This window comes from Duganella guangzhouensis, from assembly GCF_009674535.1.
GTDB lineage: Bacteria > Pseudomonadota > Gammaproteobacteria > Burkholderiales > Burkholderiaceae_D > Rugamonas > Rugamonas guangzhouensis.
The window spans coordinates 78,709-99,939 of sequence record NZ_WKJK01000023.1; the positions used below are offsets into that span (position 1 = coordinate 78,709).

General features: G+C 60.1%; 5 protein-coding genes. 1 reads left to right on the forward strand and 4 read right to left on the reverse strand.

Features of this window, described 5'->3' with window-relative positions:
* Window positions 1-48 precede the first annotated feature (48 nt).
* A complete protein-coding gene (locus GJ699_RS29880; RefSeq protein WP_154383058.1) occupies window positions 49-477 on the reverse strand; it encodes a hypothetical protein in 429 nt (142 codons plus the stop codon).
* Window positions 474-17,192 carry a DUF4214 domain-containing protein gene (locus tag GJ699_RS29885; RefSeq protein WP_195763681.1) on the reverse strand — a complete coding sequence of 5,573 codons (16,719 nt, stop codon included), beginning with the start codon at window positions 17,190-17,192 and terminating at the stop codon, window positions 474-476. Before GJ699_RS29885 ends, GJ699_RS29880 begins: the two co-directional genes overlap by 4 nt.
* Before the next feature lie 275 nt (window positions 17,193-17,467).
* Here GJ699_RS29885 and GJ699_RS29890 point away from each other — a divergent pair, with 275 nt between their 5' ends.
* The gene (locus GJ699_RS29890; protein WP_154383060.1) at window positions 17,468-18,400 is read left to right on the forward strand and encodes an integrase core domain-containing protein; all 933 of its coding nucleotides are present in this window, start codon (window positions 17,468-17,470) and stop codon (window positions 18,398-18,400) included.
* Between the two features lie 328 nt (window positions 18,401-18,728).
* Here GJ699_RS29890 and GJ699_RS29895 read toward each other — a convergent pair whose 3' ends face one another.
* Window positions 18,729-19,001 carry a DUF8617 domain-containing protein gene (locus tag GJ699_RS29895; RefSeq protein WP_154383061.1) on the reverse strand — a complete coding sequence of 91 codons (273 nt, stop codon included), beginning with the start codon at window positions 18,999-19,001 and terminating at the stop codon, window positions 18,729-18,731.
* Between the two features lie 2 nt (window positions 19,002-19,003).
* Window positions 19,004-21,231, reverse strand: a 2,228-nt coding sequence (locus GJ699_RS34285) for a hypothetical protein (protein ID WP_195763682.1), incomplete at its 5' end; no start/stop codon positions are given.

The following is a 21,231-nucleotide window of genomic DNA, read 5'->3' on the forward strand; positions in this document are numbered from 1 at the left end:
GCCTTTGGACGTTCTCGCGGCGACTGTCCGTGGTGCGGACGGGACAGCTTATTGCTTTAAGGGATGCATGCGATTTTTAAACATATCCCAATCGCCATACCTAAAGGCATGTATAGCCTTTTGAGATTCATCATTATCATGAAATCCAGACAGGGCGATTCCGAGCTTCAAAGACAGTACAAATCCGAGTACCTCCTTAAGATCACCGTCTTGAGTTTTTAGCCAATCAAAGAAGCCCTCATCCCATGAAACTGGCTTCCCATTTACGGCGCCGCTACATTGTGGCAGCAGGGAAACTTCTCTGAGCTCACCCGATTTGGCATCAAAGCGCAGTGTATGATCAGAAAAGCAAAGTTCTTTTTCTTGCTCGCGATTTATTGCTTGTCGAATTGGTAATCCAAAAATGGAAATGGCTTCGGCTTCGCTGCTTCCAAAAGCCAAACCGTTAACGTTTTTATACGAGTTGATCTGAATCATTTTCCAGTCCTTGGATTTATAGGAAGTTGGCCACTCGAGCGCGCATATTTCATCATTTCACTGATGGCTTCATTGTACTTCGTCCTATCCCCTGATCGCTCTGCTGCGGCACGTCGAACATCCAGAATTTCTCTAGCCATCGCATCTCGGTAACGTCCTTGACTGATCATATCTGCGGTTTCAGCTCGATAAATTGCGCTTGCCCGACCGTTTTGACCATTGCTTGAGGTGCCACCATGATCTCTTGGAGTCATCTGGATAGCAGGACCTTGACTTGGCAGAACAAGCGGATTGGCATTTCGATCAGGAATATGGTGAGAATCTAGTCCATCGTTTCTCGGCAAGCTTGTTGCACTATGTGGCCCTCCACGATAAGGCCCACGTACAGTTTGAATAATTGCATCACCTCTGCTGGCGAATGCATCTACTCCTCTCCCTAGGATAGACTCAACTATGCCACCGGCCATCCTACCAGCCGCTTGTCCAAACTGCTCAGGGCCGACAGTGACATTCTGGCCAAGAACTGATAATTCAAATTCCCATCCTTTACGCTGTGCGTAATCCGTGACGTATTCACGGGTTTGGTTATCTGCGACATTTGCAATGGTGCCAGTTGCGTCCCTGAGGATTGATTCCATCCCCATTTTGGCGACTTCAAGCACGACTGTTTTAACCGGGCCACCACTAAGAACCGCTTGCACGCCTTTGTAGGTAGCCGTTGCTGCAAACTCGTGCTCAGCATAAAAGTCCGCAAACTCCGTCATGAGCGTAATGCCGCCTGCGAACGTGTTGCCGATGATACTGGCGCCGTTCGGGCCGGTAACCGAGCCGCTGACATTTTCGAGATAGCTAAAGGAGGTATTGCCTGCTGCTAAATCGGATGACAATAAACTGAGGCTACGTCCTTCGATCACGCCAACTTGGGCGGCTAGCGCGTTCGCCGTGCGATTGCGAAGCACATCTTCGGACAAATCTCCGGGCGCACTGTCGAGTCGGTTCAACCCGCTTGCGAGTGCAGACTTAGCCTGCAAGATTTCGTCCAGGCTTGCACCGCCTTGGGCAGAACCTTGAACAAAGTTGAAGGATGCACGGTAATTTAGATCAGCAACCGGCCGTCCATTGTCGTCCAACGTATAAGGCGTACCGGTTTTATCCAAAGCCTTGATGAATTGGCGATTTGCTGCGGACTCCTTCATGCTTTCAGCCAGGCTGCTCCCCAGCGCATTGCCGAACGCGTCCGTAGCAATCTGCGCGATTTGGATTTTGCCGCCGGCGACGATGGACTTGGTCAAGCCGGACGCCACTCCGGAGATGGTGTTGATGGCCATGGAGGTGGTGGATTGTTGCAGTCCGCTGAACCAATTGGATTGCTGCAAGCCGGACGTGACCGAGGAACCGACGAACGAGCCGGCGACGCTGGCCCAGCTGAAGCCGTGCTGCAAGCCCGTGATATTGCCGATGCTTTGCGACACGGCGTTTTGCACGGCGGCGTTGGTGGCGACGCTGCTCCAGCTTTGTGTACCAAGTTTTCCGCTGAGGTCGGCATAGTCGGCCAACTGACCGACGCCGCTGGTGATGCCGGCCTGCAGACCAGCTTTCGCCACGGCGTTCCAGCTGAAACCATCCTGCGCGCCAATCGCGATGCCGACGCCCTGGCTGGCGACCGAGCCCGCCGCCGCTCCCACCATGCTGCCGGCGATGCTGCCAAACGTACTGCCGAGAGTGGATCCCAGGTAAGCGGTCGCGGCGCCTGCCGTGATGTAGGTCACCGCCACCGCCACCACCACCATGATCAACTTGCCGATTACGCCGCAGCCGCCGCCGCCGCTGCTCTGGGCGGTCGGCATGGCCAGTGCCAGTTCGGGCTTGGTGTCCCCAATCGCGCTGATCTTGTTGTACGGCTTGAAGGTTTCATAGCCGTTGAGCATGACGTTCACGCGCGTCGGGATGTTCACCTGCTGGCCGGCCTGCAGCTTGCCGTCGATGCCGCCATTGGCTTCATCGATCAAATACCACAACCGTTCATCGCCCCAGACTGCTTTGGCGATGCTCTGCAGCGTTTCGTTGGCGCTCTGGACCACATAGACGGTGGGCTGGTTGTTCGCTTCGGACGAGTTGGCCGCGTCGTAGACGCTGCTGAAGGTTTCGTAGCTGTTGCTGCTGCTGCCGATCAGCTGGTCGTTGGCGTACAGGCTGTGGGTCAGATCATTGCCGGCGCCTTTTTCCAGCAGATGGCCGCTGTAGTCGGCGATGTAGCCCGTGGTGCTGGTCACATTGCCATTGCCGTCCCGCTGCTCTACCGATTTGACGTTGTTGTTGGCATCGTAGAACTGGACGCTGGACTTGCTTTCGCCGGTGCTGTTGCGCACGGTGGTGGTGCGCAGCAGGTAACCGTCGCCTTTGTCGTAGGCGTAGTCGGTGGTCTGCTTGGTGCTGTTGTCCGATGCCGTGACGATAGTCTGGCTGGCGTTGCCCAGATCGTCGTAACGGGATTCGATGGTGTTTTTCAGCGCGCCGCTGGCGCTGGTGACGCGCTGCCGGGTGAGGTGGCCGGCCATGTCGTACTGGTTGTAGCGGATTTCGTCCTTGCCACTGTCCTTGATGTAGATGATGCGGCCGTTGCTGTCGTAATGCTGGGTGATGTTCCCTTTGCTGCTAGCGATTTGCGTCAGACGGCCGGCCAGATCGTAGGTATAGGTCTCGCCGACGCCGGCCGCGGTATCGGTGGCGCGATTGCCCATCCAGTTGTACGTGATGGTATGGGCCTGGATGGCGACGCCGTTGTCGGTACCGGTGATGCTGTTGACCCGGTTCATCTTGTCGTAGCCGTAGCGCACATCGATGGTGTTCTTGATGCCGGCATCGTCGGTGTAGGTGGTCAACTGGCGCGTGCGGTCGCCGGCATTGTCATACTCGTAGCTGACGTTGTAGTTGGCGCCCTTGATGGTCGAGATGATGCTGGTCAAACGGTTGAACGCGTCATAGCGCAGCGTGTTGTCCTGCAGCGCGCGTTTTTCCAGTGTGGACGAGGACCAGATTTTCTCGGTGACGCGGTTGCCGGCGGCATCGTAGGTGTAGGTGGTGAGTAAGCCGGTAGCTTTATCGTTAATGCTGATGACCTGGCCGGTAGCGGCGTCGTAGCTGTAGTTGATATCCTGTTTTGCACCGTACTGCCGCAGCAGCTGGCCGCTGGCGTTATAGGTGTATCGGGTGGTATTGGTGCCCAGATCGGTTGAGCTGGTGGCACGGCCAAAGGCATCCACGCTCCAGGTCCGGGTTTCATTGGTGGTGGTCTTTTCCGCCGTCTTGTGATTAAAGGCGTCGTAGCTGCTCAGCGTGCTCTTGCCCAGTTCGTTGGTGGTGCTGATGATGTTGCCGCTGAAGTCGTAGCGCGTGTAGGTGGTGGTGGTCTGGTTGGGATCGCCCAGCGTGCCGCTGGTTATCCTGGTGGTGCTGGTGCTGCTGGTACGGCGGCCCAATTCGTCATAAGCATATTTCTCGATCATCACGCCGGTGGCCGAGGTTTCGGTATTGGTCGCTGCGTTCCACCAGTACAGCGTTACCGCCGCGCTTTCCCGCGTCAGTTGGTGGCCCAGATTGTCGTAGGTGTAGGTGGTGAGCACCGAGTTGGTGCCACCGCTGGCGACGTGCTGCTGGGTCTTGGTGTGCTGGCCGAAAGCGTCGTTGGTGTAGATGATGGTTGCCAGCGCGGTGCCGGTGGTGAAGTCGGCATGGGTCTCGCTGAGCAGCGCGCCGTTGGCGTCGTATTTGTACTGGTTGACATTGCCGCGGCCGTCGGTGGTCTGCACCAGCTTGCCATTCAGATCATAGGCGTTGGCGGTGGTGATGGTCAGGCCGCCGCCATTGCGGACCGTCTTCACTACCTGGCCGGCGTCATTGTAGGTATAGGCGACGGTCCAGTTGGCGTCGCGGACATCGCGTTGTACCAGCACATTGCCCCAGCGGTCCAGCACCAGCTGATCGGGGCCGCTGTTGAGGCGCATGCCATTTTGCGCTTTGGCGGTGATCGCGACCACCAGATCGTCCGGGTGGCGATCAACGGGATTGGCCAGCTTGACCGCTTCCAGCGCGCTTTTCGCCGTCCTGGCGTTGTCGATCACCTTGACGATGTCGGTCAGCAGATAGTTCAGTCCATCTTGCACTTTGCCGTTGAACACCGCGCGGGTGACATCCTGCTGCATGGTGGTGGGGCTGCCATCAGCAATGTCGTTGAGCAGGGCGACCACGGCGTCGGCGCGCGAACTGTTGGCGGCGCGCGCGACATAAGGCGCAATTTCAGCTTCGCTCGGCACGCGGCCCATGGCGGTGGCGTAGACCTGGACCAGGAAGTCGTGATCGCTCTGACCGGCTGGGTACAGTGTAATCGCCTCACCGGAATAGATCAGGTCATGCGCGACCTTTGCCAGGGTCGCCCCTTGTTGCAATTGCTGGAACCAGAATGCCAGGCCGGCCGCGTCCGGCAGACGGTTCAGCAGGCCGATATACAGCCGTGCCAGCGTGGTCACTTTCCGGCCCGCGCTATTGGCGGCTAGGGCGGTGGCGGCGTCCGCGGCAACCGCCGCGGCGCGCAGATTTTGTTCGATCAGCTGAATCGCCGGTTGCAGGTTTGGTGAGCCGGCCTTGGCTTCGTTGGCCAGGGTGCGCATGGTGGCGGCGGCGCGATTCTGCAGCCGCATCGCATCGCTATTGCCGGAATTGACGGTGTCCTTGACCCAGGCGGCGGCCAGATCGGCGCGGCTGAGCGGATTCGCGCCACTGAGCTTGTCGCTCCAATAACGCAGGCCGGCGACGTCCTGGCTCAGGTCGCGGTCCAGCCCATAACGGTAGAGCTGGATGATGAAGGCATCATTGCTCATCGTCGCTGGATAGAGCGTCGCGCCTTCGGGGCTGGCCATCAGCGCTTGCACAATGGCCGGGCCAAGCTCCTGCGGATTGGCAGCCGCCATCTTGTCGGTCCAGTACAGGGTTTCGGCCAGCGTTGGCGCCCGGTTCAGCAGAGCGAGGTACAACTCGACCACGCGGGTGGTGCGTTGCTGCAGCAACGGCGCGGCCTGATCGCTGATATAGGCGGCACCGATCGCCACGTGCGACGAGGCCACCGCCGCGTTGGCATTCGCCAGCGCCAGCGCCAGATGGTCGGCGGCCGCCGCCGGCTGGGCACTGGCGTTGGTGGCGATTTGGGTGGCGTAGGTGACATGCAGCTGATCGTTGGCGAGTTTCGCCGTGGCGTACGCCTCGCTGGCCTTGGCGGAGATGGAATAACTCTGGTCCGCCGTCACGACCGCAGGTTGAGCGTTCTTGAGCGCGTCGGTGGCGCGCGCGACCTTGGCGGCGGCGCTGGATGCGGCAGACGCGCTTTGCTCGGCACTGTAGGCGTTGGTGTACGCCGTGTTGGCATCGTTGTACGCGCTCAGGGCGGCGGTGTAGGCGCTGGCGGTGCTGGTGCGCGCCGCCACCCGGTCTTTCGAGGTCTGGATATCCGCCGCCACCTGGTTGTTGATCGTGGTCTGCAAGCGGGTGTTGGCCTCCGCCGAGTTCAGGAACTGGCTGGCGACGTCGGCGCGGGTGGTGTTGGCCAACGCGCTGGTCCACCAGGCGATTTCATCCGCGCTGGCCGTGCGGCCATGCACATGCGAGTACAGCGCTTGCAGGAAACCGGTGGCGTCGCTCGGATAGCCGAGCGTATTCATCAGATCGTCAATGAAGGTGGCGCCGGGCACCGCGCCGGTCGACAGGTTACGCGACCAGTAGGCCACGCCGGCGTAGTCCGAATAACCGCGCAAGCCGATGTAGATGCGGGTGGCGATCTTTTGATTGGCGGCGTTGGCCAGGATGGTGTCGGCATCCACGGCGGCGGCGGCGGCATTGTCGGCGGCGGTCTTGGTGCTGTTGCGCTTGGTCGTGGCGTCGCTCAGCGTTTTATTGGCCGCGACGGTGGTGGCGTGAGCGTTGTTGTACGCGTTCAGCGCGCTGTCGGCGGCCGCCTGCGCCTCGGTCTGTTCGGCGGCCAGGAAGCTGCTGATCTTCTGGTCGAACTGGGTCTTGTAGCTGATCTGGGTGGAGGTATTGTCCGTATAGTTGAGGAAGTTGGTCAGCATGGTCATCGCCAGCGCCCCCCGGGCGTAGGGCGCGCCGACATTGTTCACCAGGCTGGGGCGCCAGTAGGCGACCTCGGCGTCGCTGGCGCTGCGGCCCAGGATGTTTTGGTACAGGGCTTTGATGAACAGGTCGTTATCGGCGGGATACCAGCCGCCCTTTTTGGCCTCGGCGCTCTCGATAAACTCTTGGGCGATGGCTGGCAGCCCGTTCTTGGCGACGGCTGGGGTGTAATAGTTGAGCTCAGTCAGCGAGGGCGCCTGGCTGCGCTTCAGCAGCGTGGCGTACAACAGCGTGAGCTGGTAGCGCGCCGCCGCGCTGCCATCGCCCGCGCTGTTGGCGCCACTGAGCGCACTGTTGGCGGCGTTGACGGCGCTGGTGGTGGTGGCGCCGGTGCTGGTTTTGCTGTCCAGCAGCACCGCCAGCTGCGCGTCCGATGATGTCACCGGCGCCACCGCGGCTGCGGCGTCATTGGCGGCTTTTTGTTGCGCGCTGTCGAGCGCGGTGAAGGCGGCGGCCACGTTTTGGTAAAACTGCTTTTTGCCGATCAGGTAATTCTGCGCAGCGGCGGTGGGCTTGGCGGTGTCGTAATTCTGGATGAAGTTCAAAATGCCGACCGCCACCTGGCCGCGCGACAGCGAGGCCGGCGCACTCATCTGGGCGGTCCAGTAGGCCAGGTCTTCCGGCGCGGCCAGGTTACCACCCAGCATGGTGTTGAAGACTTTTGCGACGAACTCGCTATTCAGCATTTTTTCCGGATAGCGCAGCACACCTTCGCTATCGACGATGATGCTTTGCACGATCTGCGCCAGGGTGGCGCCGCCGGCCGCGTTGACCTGGAAATTGAAGCCGGCCAGGTCAGGATTGCTGCTGTAGCTGGCGACGCTGCGACCGAGGATGCCGATATAAATTTGCATGATCTGCAGCCGCAGCGTGGCGTCGGGCTGGCTGGCCGCCGCCGTTGCCGCGCTCTGCTGAGCGACACCCGCGTTGTAGGCGTCCAGGCTGGCCGCCGCCGCGTTCGACAGGGCGGTTGCGGCGGCGCTGGCGGCGCTGGTGGTGTTGGCGGCGAGGCGCAGCAGCGAGGCTTGAGCGATCTTGTAGGCCGCATTCAGCGCGGTCTGGGTGTCGCTGGCGGTGACCTGTGCCAGGATGCCCTTGGCGACCGTGGTGTCGGCCGTGTCCGGCCAGTTGAATTGCGCCAGGTCGGTGGCGCATACCAGGCCGACGGCGGCCTTGTTGTTAAAGGTCGCCTTGAGCGCCGCTTCCTCCGCCGTCAGGCCCTGGAAGCCCAGCATACCGGTGATGATGTTGAGCGCGACCTGGCCGCGGCTCAACCCAGGCAATTGGGCGACAAAGCGCTGGCGCTCGGCGATGGCGCCGGCGCTGGTCGGTACTTTGCCGAGCGCCAGCTTGTACACCTGATCGACGAACTGGGCGTTGGTGAGCGGCGTCAGCACGCCATTGACCGTGGTGACCGCGGTCAGGCTGGCGTCGCCGCGCGCCTCGGCACTGTCGATAAGGTGCTGCGCTACCTCGGCCAGCGCGGCCGGGGTATTGCCCATCGATTGCAGCCAGGCCACCTGATAGGCGAAGCCGGCGGCGTCCGGCGCGCGGTTCAGCAGCGCGGCATACAGCCGCGCAATCTGCATCTGCATGCTTTCCAGCGGCGTCGCCGCCGCCGCAGCCGTGGCGGCATCGCTGACCGACTGGGCCAGAGCGGAGCTCAGGTCGGCGTTGCTCAGCGCATCGCTGATCGCGGCGGCGGCAGTGCCGGTGCCACTGACGTTGCTGATGACGGCCTTGCCGACCAGCTTGGCGGTTTCATCGGTTTTTGCCGCCAGCGGCATATAGGCCAGCGCCACCGCCAACCGGTTGTTGAACAACTGCTTTTGTGCCAGCCGCGCGGCGTCGGTGCCGGCGTAAGCGGCGGTGTCGTGGATGATCTTCAGCGCGAACTGACTGAGTTTCAGGCCGCTGTCCGTGACCTGGGCCATGCTGGCCAGCGCCGCAGTGTATTCGGCGGTGTCGGGCAGATGACCCAGCACGTTCCAGTAAATGCCGTAAATGACGCGCTGGATGTAATCCTGATCGCTCTGGCCGCTGAATTTCGGATATAGCAGCGGACTTTGCGCATCGCTGGTGCCCAGCAATTGCGTGATGATCTGGTCCAGCGTACTGCTGCCGGCCATGGCGGCGTCCATTTCGCTCTGCAGCGGTGGCCGCGCCAACAAGGCCAGATAGATTTGCGCGATCTGGCTGCTACGCGTTTCCTTCTTGCCGCTGGCGGCGGCGTCCAGCAACACGGCGGATGGATTGCTCAGCGCTTCCTGGTACAGCTTGAGGGCGGTATCGCTGTTGTTGCCGCCGGCTTTCAGGTATTCCAGCGCGGTCTGGACCCGCAGCTCGACCAGGGCTTTGCCGCGCGCCTGGGCGGCGCTGGAGTTGGTCGGGGTGAGCATGGTCTGAATGAAGTCGACCATCACCTGGCCATGCGCGGCATCGTCGCCGCCGCTGTAGCGGTTGACCCAGTAGGCGAGGTCGCTGGCATAGGTCGGGTCATCGGCATCGGTGCCATTGCGGCCGAGCGCCTGCAGCAGGATCTGCTTGAAGAGGGCGGTGCTGTCCTTGGGCAGCAACTGGCTGGCTTCGGCGCTGATCAGGAACTGGGTGGCCATCTGAGCCAGACTGCCACCGTTGTTGTACCAGTTAAGGTACACATTCAAGCCCGCCATATCCGGCAGACGGTTGAACAGCATCACATACAGCTGAATCAACGGTTTGTCCTGATCGACAGCTGCAACCGCATTGATGGTGAAACTGCCGCTTTCCCGTTGATAGCTGGTTTCGCCCTGTGGCTGAACGAAGACCCGGTATTCATAATCGCCGCCGGCCAGACCGGCGCTATTGAAGACCGGCACGCCATTGATCCACTGGAGGCGGGTGGTCGACTGGTCGATCCACTGCGGGCTGCCTTTGATGCGGTATTGCACGGTGATGGTCTGGCCGGCGTCATTGACGTTGCCGATCACCAGCAAGGCGTCGCCGTACAGGTTGGCGCCGCTGGTGACCTGGGTGTTCCAGCCGCCGCTGTAGGCGTCGTGCACCATGACGGCCAGCTGCGGACCGGTGGACTGGCGAACGTCGACCGCGCGCCCCATCAAGTCATAGCGGGTATCGGTGCGCTGGATGTCGGCCAGCGTCAGCGCCTGCGCGGCGCTGGCCACGGACTTCAGTTCGTGCAGCTTGCCCTGATCGGCGCTGATGCTGCGAATCTGCACGGTGGCGTTGCCCTGGGCGTCGAACAGAGTGACCTTGTCGATGCCGTCATCGCGGTTGGTACGCCAGATGCGGCCGGCGTTGTCGTAGTCGCTGTATTCGACTTTCACCAGCGAGCCACTGGTGGTGGTCAGCTTGGTGGCCTCGCCAAAGGCGTTGTACTCGTAGTGCTGGTTGATCTCCGACACCGTGCTGGCGTTGACCAGATCCACATTGCCCGGCGTGGTGACATTCACCAGGTGGCCCAGTTGATCATATTCATTGATCTGATACCAGGTTTCAGCGGCGCTGGTTTGGCTGTTGGTGACGGTGCGCCATTGTTTGGCGGCGCGTCCGTAGACATCGTAGGACACGAACGAGGCGTTGCCGTTGGCGTCCACCACTTTGAGCGCATGGCCAGCCAGATCGTAACTGGTGATGGTGGTGCGGTTTTTGACGTTGGCGCTGTCGACGGCCGGCAGCGCCGGGTTGGGCTTGCCGTTGCTGTCCAGCAGCGTACTGGTGGTGCCGCCAATGTAGTCGGTGCGTACCAGCACGTTACCGTAGGCGTCCAGCTTGAACAGCGAGACCGGCATGGTAGTGGTGGTGCCGCTAGGCGCGAGCTGGGCCACGCCGATGCTGCGGCCCAACGCGTCGTAGTAGGTGATGGTGCTGACGCCGCCGACGATGGCGGACAGGATCTGGTTGCCGGCCGCATCGTATTTATAGTTGGTGACGATGTCGCTGGCACTGCCGGTGTCGCTGGCCGACAGCAACGCGGCGACTTTAGTTTCCTGGATCTTGCGCTGGTTGCCGTCGTAACGGTAGCTGGTTTCGCGGTCTGCGGCGGTCGCGGCGGGTTTGGTGTAAGTGTTGTTGTCCCAGCTTTGAATCGCGGTGGCGAATTCCTTCACATTGGTCTGATTGCCCTCGGCGTCGTAGTCGTAGGTGGTCAGATAGCCCAGCAGGTTATCGGGATCGCTCGACAGCGCGATGATCTGGGCGGTGCGGTTGCCGCGCACATCGTAGTAATAGCGGGTGACCGCCGCCGGGGTCGGGTTGTTGCCTTTGGTGTCAGTGCCATACACGGCGACGCTGGCGACGTTGCCGTACGCATCGTATTCGGTCTTGGTGGTGCGTTGCCGGATCTGGCTGCTCTGGGTCTGCTGGTCATACACGGTGACCGCCGGCTCGGTGACGGTGAGTACCCGGCCGGCGGCGTCGTAGCTGGTGGTGATGCTGCGGTCGTCGGGCGAGCTGCGCACGCCATTGACCAGATGGTAATAGTCGATCAACTGACCTTGCTCGCCATAGGTCAGCTGGTTGGCATAGCGGGTCAGTTTGATGACCTCGCCAAAACCATTGCGCTCATAGCCGGTGATGTGGCCGGTGGCGTCGATGTCATAGATCACCCGGCCCAACTTGTCGTAGATTTTATAGCTATTCTGGCCGCCGACGTCCTGGTTGGTGATGGCGTTGCCCAGCCCGTCATAGGTCACCTCGATGGTGTGCGTACTCTTGGCCGATTCGGTGCGGCCGTCGGTACCGGCGACGGCTTGACTGTTGTAGACCGCCAGCGCTGGCAAGATGGTCGTGATCTGATGACCCTGCAGGTCGTAACCGTAGCCGGTGATGCGCGCGTTGGCGGTGTTCTTGGCCTCGGTGCGGGCGATCAGGTTGCCGAACGCGTCATACTGCAGCAGGGTTAGCAGACTGATGCTGGTGCCGCTGCTGGTGGCGGTGGCGCCGTCGGCGTAGATGGTGGTGGCGGGATCGACCTGCGCCAACAGTTGACCGGCGGCGTTATAGGTATAGTTCCACTTGGCGCCCATCTGGTTGGTATACGTCAGCTTGTTGCCTAGTGCGTCATAGGTGTAGCTTTCGCTGCCACCCTCGGCATCGGTCACCGAGCTGACGTTGCCCATTGCGTCATAGGCCTTGCTGGTGGTGTGGGCGGTGCCGGCGACGCTGACAGCGGCATTGGCGTTGGTCAGCGTGTAATCCGCAGCGGTGGCGAATTTGCTGCCGACCTTGGTGGCATAGGTGGTGCTGGCCAGCGGCCGGCCGATGGCATCGTAGGTTTGCTGGGTCAGGTAACCGTCGGCATCCACCGTGTAGCGGAGCTGTCCGGCCTGATCGTAAATATAGTGCACGCTGCGATAGCTGACGTCCGGCTTGCTGAGCAGCTTGTCGATGGCGGCCTTATCCAGATCGCCCGCAATCACCGGTTTGGCATATTCGGTGACCGCCACCAGTTTACCCAGCGCATCATAGGTGTTTTGCGTCAAATGACCGGTCGCATCCACCTGGTACAGCGGGCGATTGTTGAGGTCGTAGTAGATGCGTGTGATGCGATCTTCCGCCTTGGGCAAATCGCTGTGCTGGGTGCGTTTGACGAGGTTGCCGCGCGCGTCGTACGCCAGCAGCACATATCCGTTCAACGCATCGGTGGTTTTGACCAGGCGGTTGTTCAGATCGTATTCGTAGGCGGTGGTGCGATCGAGCAGCGGCTCGGCCTTGGGCATGTTGTCCTCGGCGTCGAGCGGCGACGTTCCCACTTTCAGCACAATGGTGTGACCGTATTCGGTCTTGCCGCTTAACTGGCCGGTGCCATTGTATTGGTAACTGACCACGTTCCAGCGCACATCGCTGGTGGAGACGCTCTGTGCGCTGGCGCTGAGGGTGATCCGGTTGGCCGCATCGTAGCGATAGACGGTGACCGCATTTTCCTTGACCGCCGTTTTCTTCAGATTGTCGATGCTGGTCGGTGAGGGCGCATCGGTATCCAGCGTCGCGGCCGAATTGGTGGCGACACTAAGCGGAGTGGCAAACGCGGTGCGTTGCAAGACGTTGCCGAAGGCGTCGTACTGGTAGCTGACCAGCGACCAGTTGGTGCTGCTGCCCGCGGCCAAGGTGATCGCCTTGCCGGTGGCGTCAACCGTGCTGCCGTCGGCGGTGACCGTGTTCAGGGCGGTCAACGTATCGGTCAAGCGTCCCGCCGCATCGTAGATCATGCGCTCGCGGTGATCGCTGACCGAGGCGGCCGGCTTGGGCAAGGTGCTGGCGGCGATCGGACTGGCGCTGCTCACCCGCTGGGCATAGGCAATGCGGGAAACGACGTTGCCGTTGTTGTCATAGGACAGTGTGGTCAGTGCCCACTGGCCGGCGAGTTGGGCGGTGTAGGTGCTGCTGAGCCGGCCCAGACTGTCGTAGACGAATTGCTGGCGCGCGACCTGCGGCGCTTCCGTTGCGCTGGTTTTGAAGTAGGCACGCACGATTTCCAGCAACGGCGTCGAGGTATTCGTGCCGCTGGCCAGCTGGGTGTCGATGCTGCTCAGCTGTGTTGCGGAAAGTGCGGCGCCACTGGTGGTGACGGCGTAGCTGATCTTGTCGATCAGATTGCCGTCGCCATTGTACTGATAGAAGGTGGCGACGCCGAGCGGGTCGATGCTGGCGCCAATGCGCCCGTTTTCGTCATAGATGGTGCGGGTGACCGGGTCTTGCCCGATATTGGCGGCGGTGCTGCCGGCCGTGGAGCGCTGCGCCTGCGTGACCGCCTGGCCAAAGCCGTTATAGGTGGTGATGCTGTGGTTGCCCAGCGCATCGGTATAGTCGGTCACCAGACCGCGCTCGTTGTAGGCATAAGATTGCACCCGGTCCTTGCCTTGGGGATCGTACTGGGTGATGGTCAGCGCATGGCCCAGGGCATCGTAGCTGGTTTCCTGCGCATTGCCTTCCGCATCCACGCTGTAAGTCAGGCGGCCATCGGCATCGTAGCGGAAAGTGGAGACCTGGTTTTTCAGCTTTGTGTTAGCGATGATGTCGCTGATCGCCTTGTCCATGTTGCCGGTGTCGGCGTCCAGCACCACGTCGCTGCTGACGCTCGCCGCATAATGCACGGTCGACTTCAGCTCGCCGAAGTTGGTATAGCTGCGGCCATCAATCTCGCCGTCCGGGGCGACCGTGTAGTTCAGGCGGCCGGCCGCGTCGTAATAAAACAGCGTGCGCTGGTCGTTGGTCGCTTGTTTGAACAACGCGGCGATGGTGGCGGTGACACGGCCGCCGCCCAGGCCGGCGACGGTGACGGCGCTCAACGTGGTGGCGTAGCTGCGCGTGCTGACTACCTGGCCAAAGTTGTTGTAGCTCTGTTGTACCGCACGACCCAGTGCGTCGACCGTGTAGGAGAGCCGCCCGGCGGCGTCATAGTAATACACGGTGGCGGCGCCGTTGGGATCGGTTTTCCTGACCAACAGGCCGTCTTCATTGTAGGCATAGGTGGTGGCCACGGCGCCCGTGCCGGCGCTTTCGGTCAGCAAGCGGCCTTGACCGTCGTAGGTTTTGCTGCTGGTGGTGCCGCCGGTGCTATGGGCGATCGAACTCAGTTTGCCGTTCGGATCATAGCTGTAGGTATTAACCCAGTTGACGGTGGCGGTGCCGACGTAGGCGAAGGAATTGGTTTCCGTCAGTACCCGGCCCAGCGCGTCATAGCTGTAGCTGATGGTGCGGTTATCGGCGCTGGTGCTGGTGGTGATCCCGGTCTTGATGTCGCTCAGCTTGGCACCGTTCGGCGTGCCGCTCTTGTTGGCGTAGCTGATGCGCTTGCTGATATTGCCGGCCGCATCGTAGACCAGCTCGGTCAGATAACCGTCGCCATCCACGCTGCCGGACAGGCGGCCCAGCGTGTCATACACGCGGTATTCGTGGATATCCTCGGGCTTGGTGTTCGGCCGCAGTTGGTCCAGCGTGTAATCGCTGGTGGCTTTGACGATGCCGCTATAGGTGATGGTTTCAACCAGCGAACCCGCCGCGTTGTAGCGGTATTCGGTCAAGTAGCCGTAGGCGTCCACCTGACCGCGCAGCAAGCCATCCTTGTCGTACAGCTTGCGGCTGCTGCGATCGGTGGCCGCCGCCAATTGCTTGATGCCGCTCTCTTGGTCCGAGGTCGCCAGTGCAATGCCGCTCATCTGGCGCAGCGCGGCGGCATCCTTCAGCTGCAAGGTGCTGAACGCGTCGTCCGATAAGCGGGTGGCGCGCAGGGTGGTCAGCGTCAGTCGCGACGCGCCGTCGTAGTCGTAGTGCGTGACGTAGCCGCTGCCATCGACGCTGTCGGCCAGGCGGCCTGCGTTGTCGTAGAAGTTCCAGCTGCTGCGGTCCAGCGGGCTCGCGCCGGGACGCACGCTGTCCAGTTGGAGATCGACGATGTTGCCATTGCCATCCGGCGCCTGCAGCGAGGTCAGGGTGGTGGCGTCCAGCAGCGTGTTGTAGATAATGGTCTTGATCAGCTGGCTGTCTTCGTTGTATACCAGTTCGGTCAACCTGCCTGCAGCATTGATTTCGGCGACCTTGCGGCCGGCGCCATCGTACAGCCAATAGGTGTTTTGACCGCCCGGCGAGGTGCTGACGCGCAGCTGACCGTCGGCGTCGTAACGGTTGCGGGTGGCGCCGCTCACCCCCGACTGTTGGACGCTGACCAATTCGCCGGCGCTGTCATAGGTATAGGTGTTGGTGGCAAACGTGGTGGCGGGGGAGGTGCGGGTATCGTTCAGCGTTTCAGTCACTACCGTGGCGTTGGCGGCGTAGCTGGAAGCGGCGCTGGAGATGGCCGTGCCGCCGGCGTTGGTGACGATCTTGGTCAGCTGACGCCCCAGGCCATCGTAGGTATAGGTGGTCTTGTTGCTCAGGCCATCGATAACGGTCAGCAACTGGCCGGTGGCGTTATAGGTATAGCTCACCGTTGATGTGGTCGCGGTGTCGTTGTTGGCGGTCACGGTCTGCGACACCAGGCCGCGGGTATTGTAGCTATAGTTGGTCTGGGTGTAATTGCTGACGGTTTTAATCTGGGCGGTGGCCCATGCTTCCAGATCCTTCAGCGCAATAGTGGCTTGGCCGTCATTGGACGGGTAGCCGTTGGCGGTGTAGTTGCGGACCGCGCTGTATTGCACCTGCGCCGCGGCGGTGGCCGTGGCGGCCTCTGGATAGACGTATTCAGTGACCCGTCCTTCCGCCGACACGGTATAGCGCAGGCGGTTGAAGCGGTCATACACGTAGCGCTCGGTCTGCGGCACGGCCAGGCTGGCATCGGCGCCGGCTTTTTGATACGTGGTTTCGCTCAGCAGCAGATTGCTGCCGGCCGCATAGCTGCGGGTGATGATGTTGCCGGCGGCATCGGTCTGCTTGGTGCGGTTGCCGTTGGCGTCATATTCATAGGTGGTGGTCAGCCGGCGCGCATCGGTCACGGTCAGCACATTGCCGTTGTCGTCATAACTGTAGCTCACCGTGCCACTGGCGGGCGTGGTCACCGAGGTCAGTTGTCCTTTGGCGTCGTAGCCGTAAGTGACGGTGTTCATCAGCGGATCGGTGACGGTGGTGGTGTTGCCGTTGGCGGCGTAGCTGAACGCGGTGGTGTGCCCGATGAGATCGGTGCTGTTTGCGTAAAGCGTGTACGACTTGACCTTGCCATTTGCATAGGCAAAGCTCATGCGCGTGCCATCGGACTGGCTGATGCCGGTAATCAGCTGACTGGGCACGCCGTTGACGTCGGCGGCGTAACTGTAGTTGGTGCTATAGGTCAGGCTGTCGCGGGTCAAGGTGACGGTCTTGAGCCGGTTTTGCGCATCATAGGCGTAGCTGACGGTATAGGCGTTGCCGCTACCGGACACCGGGGTCAGCGTCACCTTGGTCAGGTTGGCGCCGGTATAGGTGAAGGTCAGGGCGTCGCCGGCGGCGTCGGTGACCTTGTTCAACTGGTAAGTGGCCGGCGTGGTGGCCAGCTTGGTATAGGTGTAGGTCTGACGCACCGCGACCTGATCGCCGGCCTTGACGATGTAGCCGGCCTGGTTCATGTCGTACACCTCGTACGGGCCGAGCAGGTCGGTGCGATCGCTGGTCCAGGTCCACTGGCCCAGGTTGGTGCCGGTACCGGGCGTGAACGTCAGCGTCTGATAGCCGCCATCGCCATCGGTGGAGTAGTAGACATTGTCGCTGCGGTACGTGAAGACCGAGACCGAGCCATCCGCGTTCAAGCGCTGCACGGTACTGGCGGCATCATTCAGCGTACCGATCAGCTTGACCTGCTTGAGCAGCACGTCCTGCCAGCCATTGTTGGTGGCGTCGCTGAGCGTGGCCTGCGAATTATAGGTACGGGTGAGGCTGAGGTTGAGACCGTTCGAAGCCAGGAAGCTGTCGCCGTCCTGCAGCGCCAGATTGCCGTTGAATACGTTGACATAGGCGGCTTCCTTGGAGCTGCCATGGACCGCGCTGCCGCCCAGACCCAATTGGCCCAACACGCCTGCCGAGGTGTTCAACAATCCGGTGTTGTTGCCGCTAACAATCGCAACCATAGACTTCTCCCGTAATCCGGCCAGGTGCCGGAAACCATGCATATGCGCCGCCGACGGGCGCGTTCAGGGAATGTATCCATGGTTTTGGCGGAAGGTTTAATGGGCAGCCTGATGAATCGAGCGCGTCCTGGAAAGTCGGCGTCGTAATGCCGTTTTTGTGTTCAGGATGAAACTGAGATTGGCGCCGGCGCCGGCCGGCGGGCCGTCCGGGACCGATGGCAGGAGCAGGGTGTTTGATCTGGATGGCAGAGCTAAACAGGTGACGCGATCGCTGGATGAATTGCTATCAACGTCCATACCTCATCATCATGATTTTTAATCTCGTGTGTATGGCCGCGCTATTTTTGTTCGGGCTTTACTGCACCGTCTGTGCAGCAAGGCGCAAGCCTCGGGGCCGGCGGCGTAAGCCGGGACCAACTTTGGCCACGGCGCTGCGGCCTCGGAAGGCTGCATGGGTGCGGCATCGCGTACTCGCACTGAAGGAACAACACAGCCTGTCGCATCGCAAACTGGCAGATCTGTTCAACCAACTGTATTTTGCGAAAACGGGTGTCTCCGTTGGTCGCACCTGGGTACGCGAACTACTTATCCGCGAAGCACATATCGCCTTGCATCGTCAGCGTGAACTGAAGCACAGCGTGCCGGTAAGACAGCCTAACAATCGTATGTGGGGAGTCGACACCACATGCGTCACGGACGGCGATGGGATACAGCACATCGTGTTAGGCGCGATCGATCATGGCAGCCGCCTCAACCTGATGCTGCGCCACCTGAAACGGTTCAACCAGTGGACACTGCTTGGCAGCCTGTTTCTGGCCATCGGCCAGTATGGTCGGCCGAGCTTTATGAAGACAGACAACCATCCGGTATTTCGTGGCAGACTGGTCAAGCGTGTCTTGCGCTGGAGTGGTGTCGGGCTGCGGCACTCGCGGCCGGCACGGCCGTGGGAAAACGGCTATATCGAAAGGCTGTTCGGGACGTTCAAACAGCACCTCTGCGGCTACTTGGTCGCGGATGCCGCTCATCTGCAGGCCGCGTTGCCTGCATTCCAGTTCTGGTACAACGTCACCCGGCCGCACCAAAACTTGGGCGGCCAGACGCCGCAACAGGCGTGGCTGGGTATTGACCCGTGGACCACGGCGCCGCGCGCATCGCACAAATTCAGCGCGTGGGGCGGCCGCTTGCGCGGCATGGTGTTGCGCCATTAGCCGTACGCTCGAATTGGTAAAGAACGAGGCTGATGTGCTGGCCGGGGTCAGCTCGTTCATTCACGTCAGTTCTGCCTGTTTTTGTGGCAGGTAGATGCCAGAGCGCGCTATTTATGCTTGCAAGATCAACCAATAGCCCAAGATTTTATTAAGAAAGTGGGCCTTTGGACGTTCTCGCGGCGACTGTCCGTGGTGCGGACGGGACAGCGATTTGCTGCGGACTCCTTCATGCTTTCAGCTAGGCTGCTCCCCAACGCATTGCCGAACGCGTCTGTAGCAACACGTGTCGGATTATATCGCCAATGAGAATTTTAGATCAAACACCAAGTCACGCTCCCTCTATCTCCGGTTTATAGGAGTTGAAAATTCCGCTGCCTGATTTTTCTTCCACATGTAATCGCCTGCATACCGGACATTCATAGACAGTCCTTTTGGATTGGTCAATCAAATTGAAAAAATTTTCGTCCGTGAGTTCTGCTTTTTCAGCTAAAAGTTCGGCAATTTGCACAATGTTAAATTCTGATACCAAGCTAAGCTCCGCCTCAGATGTGCCCGTTGAGAGATTTATTGTATTCCCACATACACATTTAAACTTTGGCATTTTTATTTACTTCCTTTCGGACGATCAAAGCGGATAATTTTATTTTCAGAATTTTGGAAGTAAAGGGTTTGGAATGGTAAATTTGGCTTACCCCAAGCACGTAACACAATTGAATTGATTTCGGAATTCGCTAGATTGGTCTGCACGACTACACTCGATGCTTGAGTTTTCTTGTCATTGATAGTTCGTAGGATTGCACTTGGGTTCGTAGTTTGAGGTGTGTAGACGTCAATTGTACCTAAAGGGCCAACTAGTAAATCCGGAGTCTGGACATCTTTAACACCTTTGTTTGCCGCTTCCTCAAGATGCATTACATCATAACCCATGTCGGCAAAGGCTTGGCCAGCACGAAGTTCGTTGCTATTTGGACGAGCATTATCCAGAATTCGGATCGTTCCCACTCGATTCCCGCTTACGGGTACAAACATATCAGGGATTTTGGTGGTCGCCCATCCACCTAAAATGCTACCGATTGCCTCGGGATCTCCGTTAAGTGCGTCACCAAATCCTTGCAGCGTCCCTAAAGTTAGCGTCTTAACCTTATAGCTCAATGAGGTCTGGTCATCTGAGAGGAACTGACCAAGTCTTGAATCTGGCACCACCGACGGAGTTCTTCCCATACGGTCGATATTGTTAAACGACGCGGCCCCTTCAGCGAGGAATTCTATTGTTTTTGGTATCCCATCAACGATATTGTCATATGCGCTCTTCAGCGTACCGCCTATCCAACCCCCAACTGTTGTCTTATCAGGGTTAAGCAGACTCATACGATTATTGACCGCATATTTCTTTTGTTGTTCCCACCAGCCCGCCATACTGGTGTCCTGCGGCTTATTGCCAGCGCCCGGAGCAAACGCCAACTCTGGATGATTTGGGTCACCTATCAAGTACTTGTTGTCGTCTAAATCTGGATTCACGAGCTCACTGCCTGAGGCAATGGATCCGCTGCCAGCATTTTCACTGTTGAATGTCGAAGCCGTATCAGGATTTGATGCCTTCCAGTTCTGTAACCAAGCTGGATCTTTCCCGATGGAGTCAGCAAATGTTCCTTGTGCTGTCGTAGTCATACTCGATGGGTTCATGTTGTCAGCCAGGCTGCTGCCCAGCGCATTGCCGAACGCATCTGTAGCAATTTGCACGACGTTGATCTTGCCACCACGCAGTATCGAAGCGGTTGCACCGGCGGCGAAGCCGTTGGCTGTGCGTACGGCCAGCTGCTGGTTGGAGCCGACTATGTTGGCCAGGATGCTGTTACTGTCCTGCAGGGCGCGTTGCATCGCCTCGCCGGCGAGACCGCCGGCATAGGCACTGGCGTAGGAGCCGGCGACATTCGCCCATGAGAAACTGCTTTGCATACCGGTCAGCATGCCGACGCCTTGCGTCAGCGTACTGCTGATCGCGGCGCGCGCGGCCATTTGGGACGGTGTCAGTGTTGTCGCGGCATTGTTGCTTACTCCCAGCAGGGAGGTGTCGGATAGGCTGTTGGCAAATTCGCTGACGCCAGCCGAGATGGCGCCGCCAATGGCGGACTGGGCAACGGCTTTCCAACTGAAGCCGTCTTGAGCGCCGATCGCCTGGCCCACCACTTGGCTGGCAACCGAGCCTGCCGCTGCCGCTGCCGCTGTGCCCAATACTTCGCCCATCAGACCGACCGCCGCGCCCTGGGTTAACACGGTGACCGCGACCGCGACAACGACCATGACGAGCTTACCCATCGCACCACAGCCGCCACCGCCACCGCTTTGCGGCGCCGGCATGGCCAGTTCAGGCGTGGTGGAGCCGACTGCGGCAGCCTTGTTGTAGGGCTTGAATGTCTCGTAGGTGTTGGTGACCGTGTTGACCTTGGCGGGGACGATCAGCTCCTGGCCCGCCTTGAGCGGGTTCGTCAGGCCACCATTGGCTTCGGCCAGCAAATACCACAGATTCTGGTCGCCCCACAGCGCCTTGGCGATCTCTTGCAAGGTCTGGCTGTCGGTCTGCACCATGTAGACGCCAGGCGAGTTGCTGGCGGCTACTGCGGTGACGGTGTCGTAGACGGTGCTGAAACTCTCGTAGCTGTCGCTGCTGCTGCCGATCAGCTGGCCGTTGACGATCAGGCTGTGCGTGGTGGTGTTGTCATAGCGCTTTTCCAGGATGTGGCCGTCGGCGTCGCTGAGGTAGGCCGCCGAATTGTAAGGCGTTACGGTTTGGTTTGCGTACTGCAGCAATTGTTTGATGTTGCCGTTGGCAT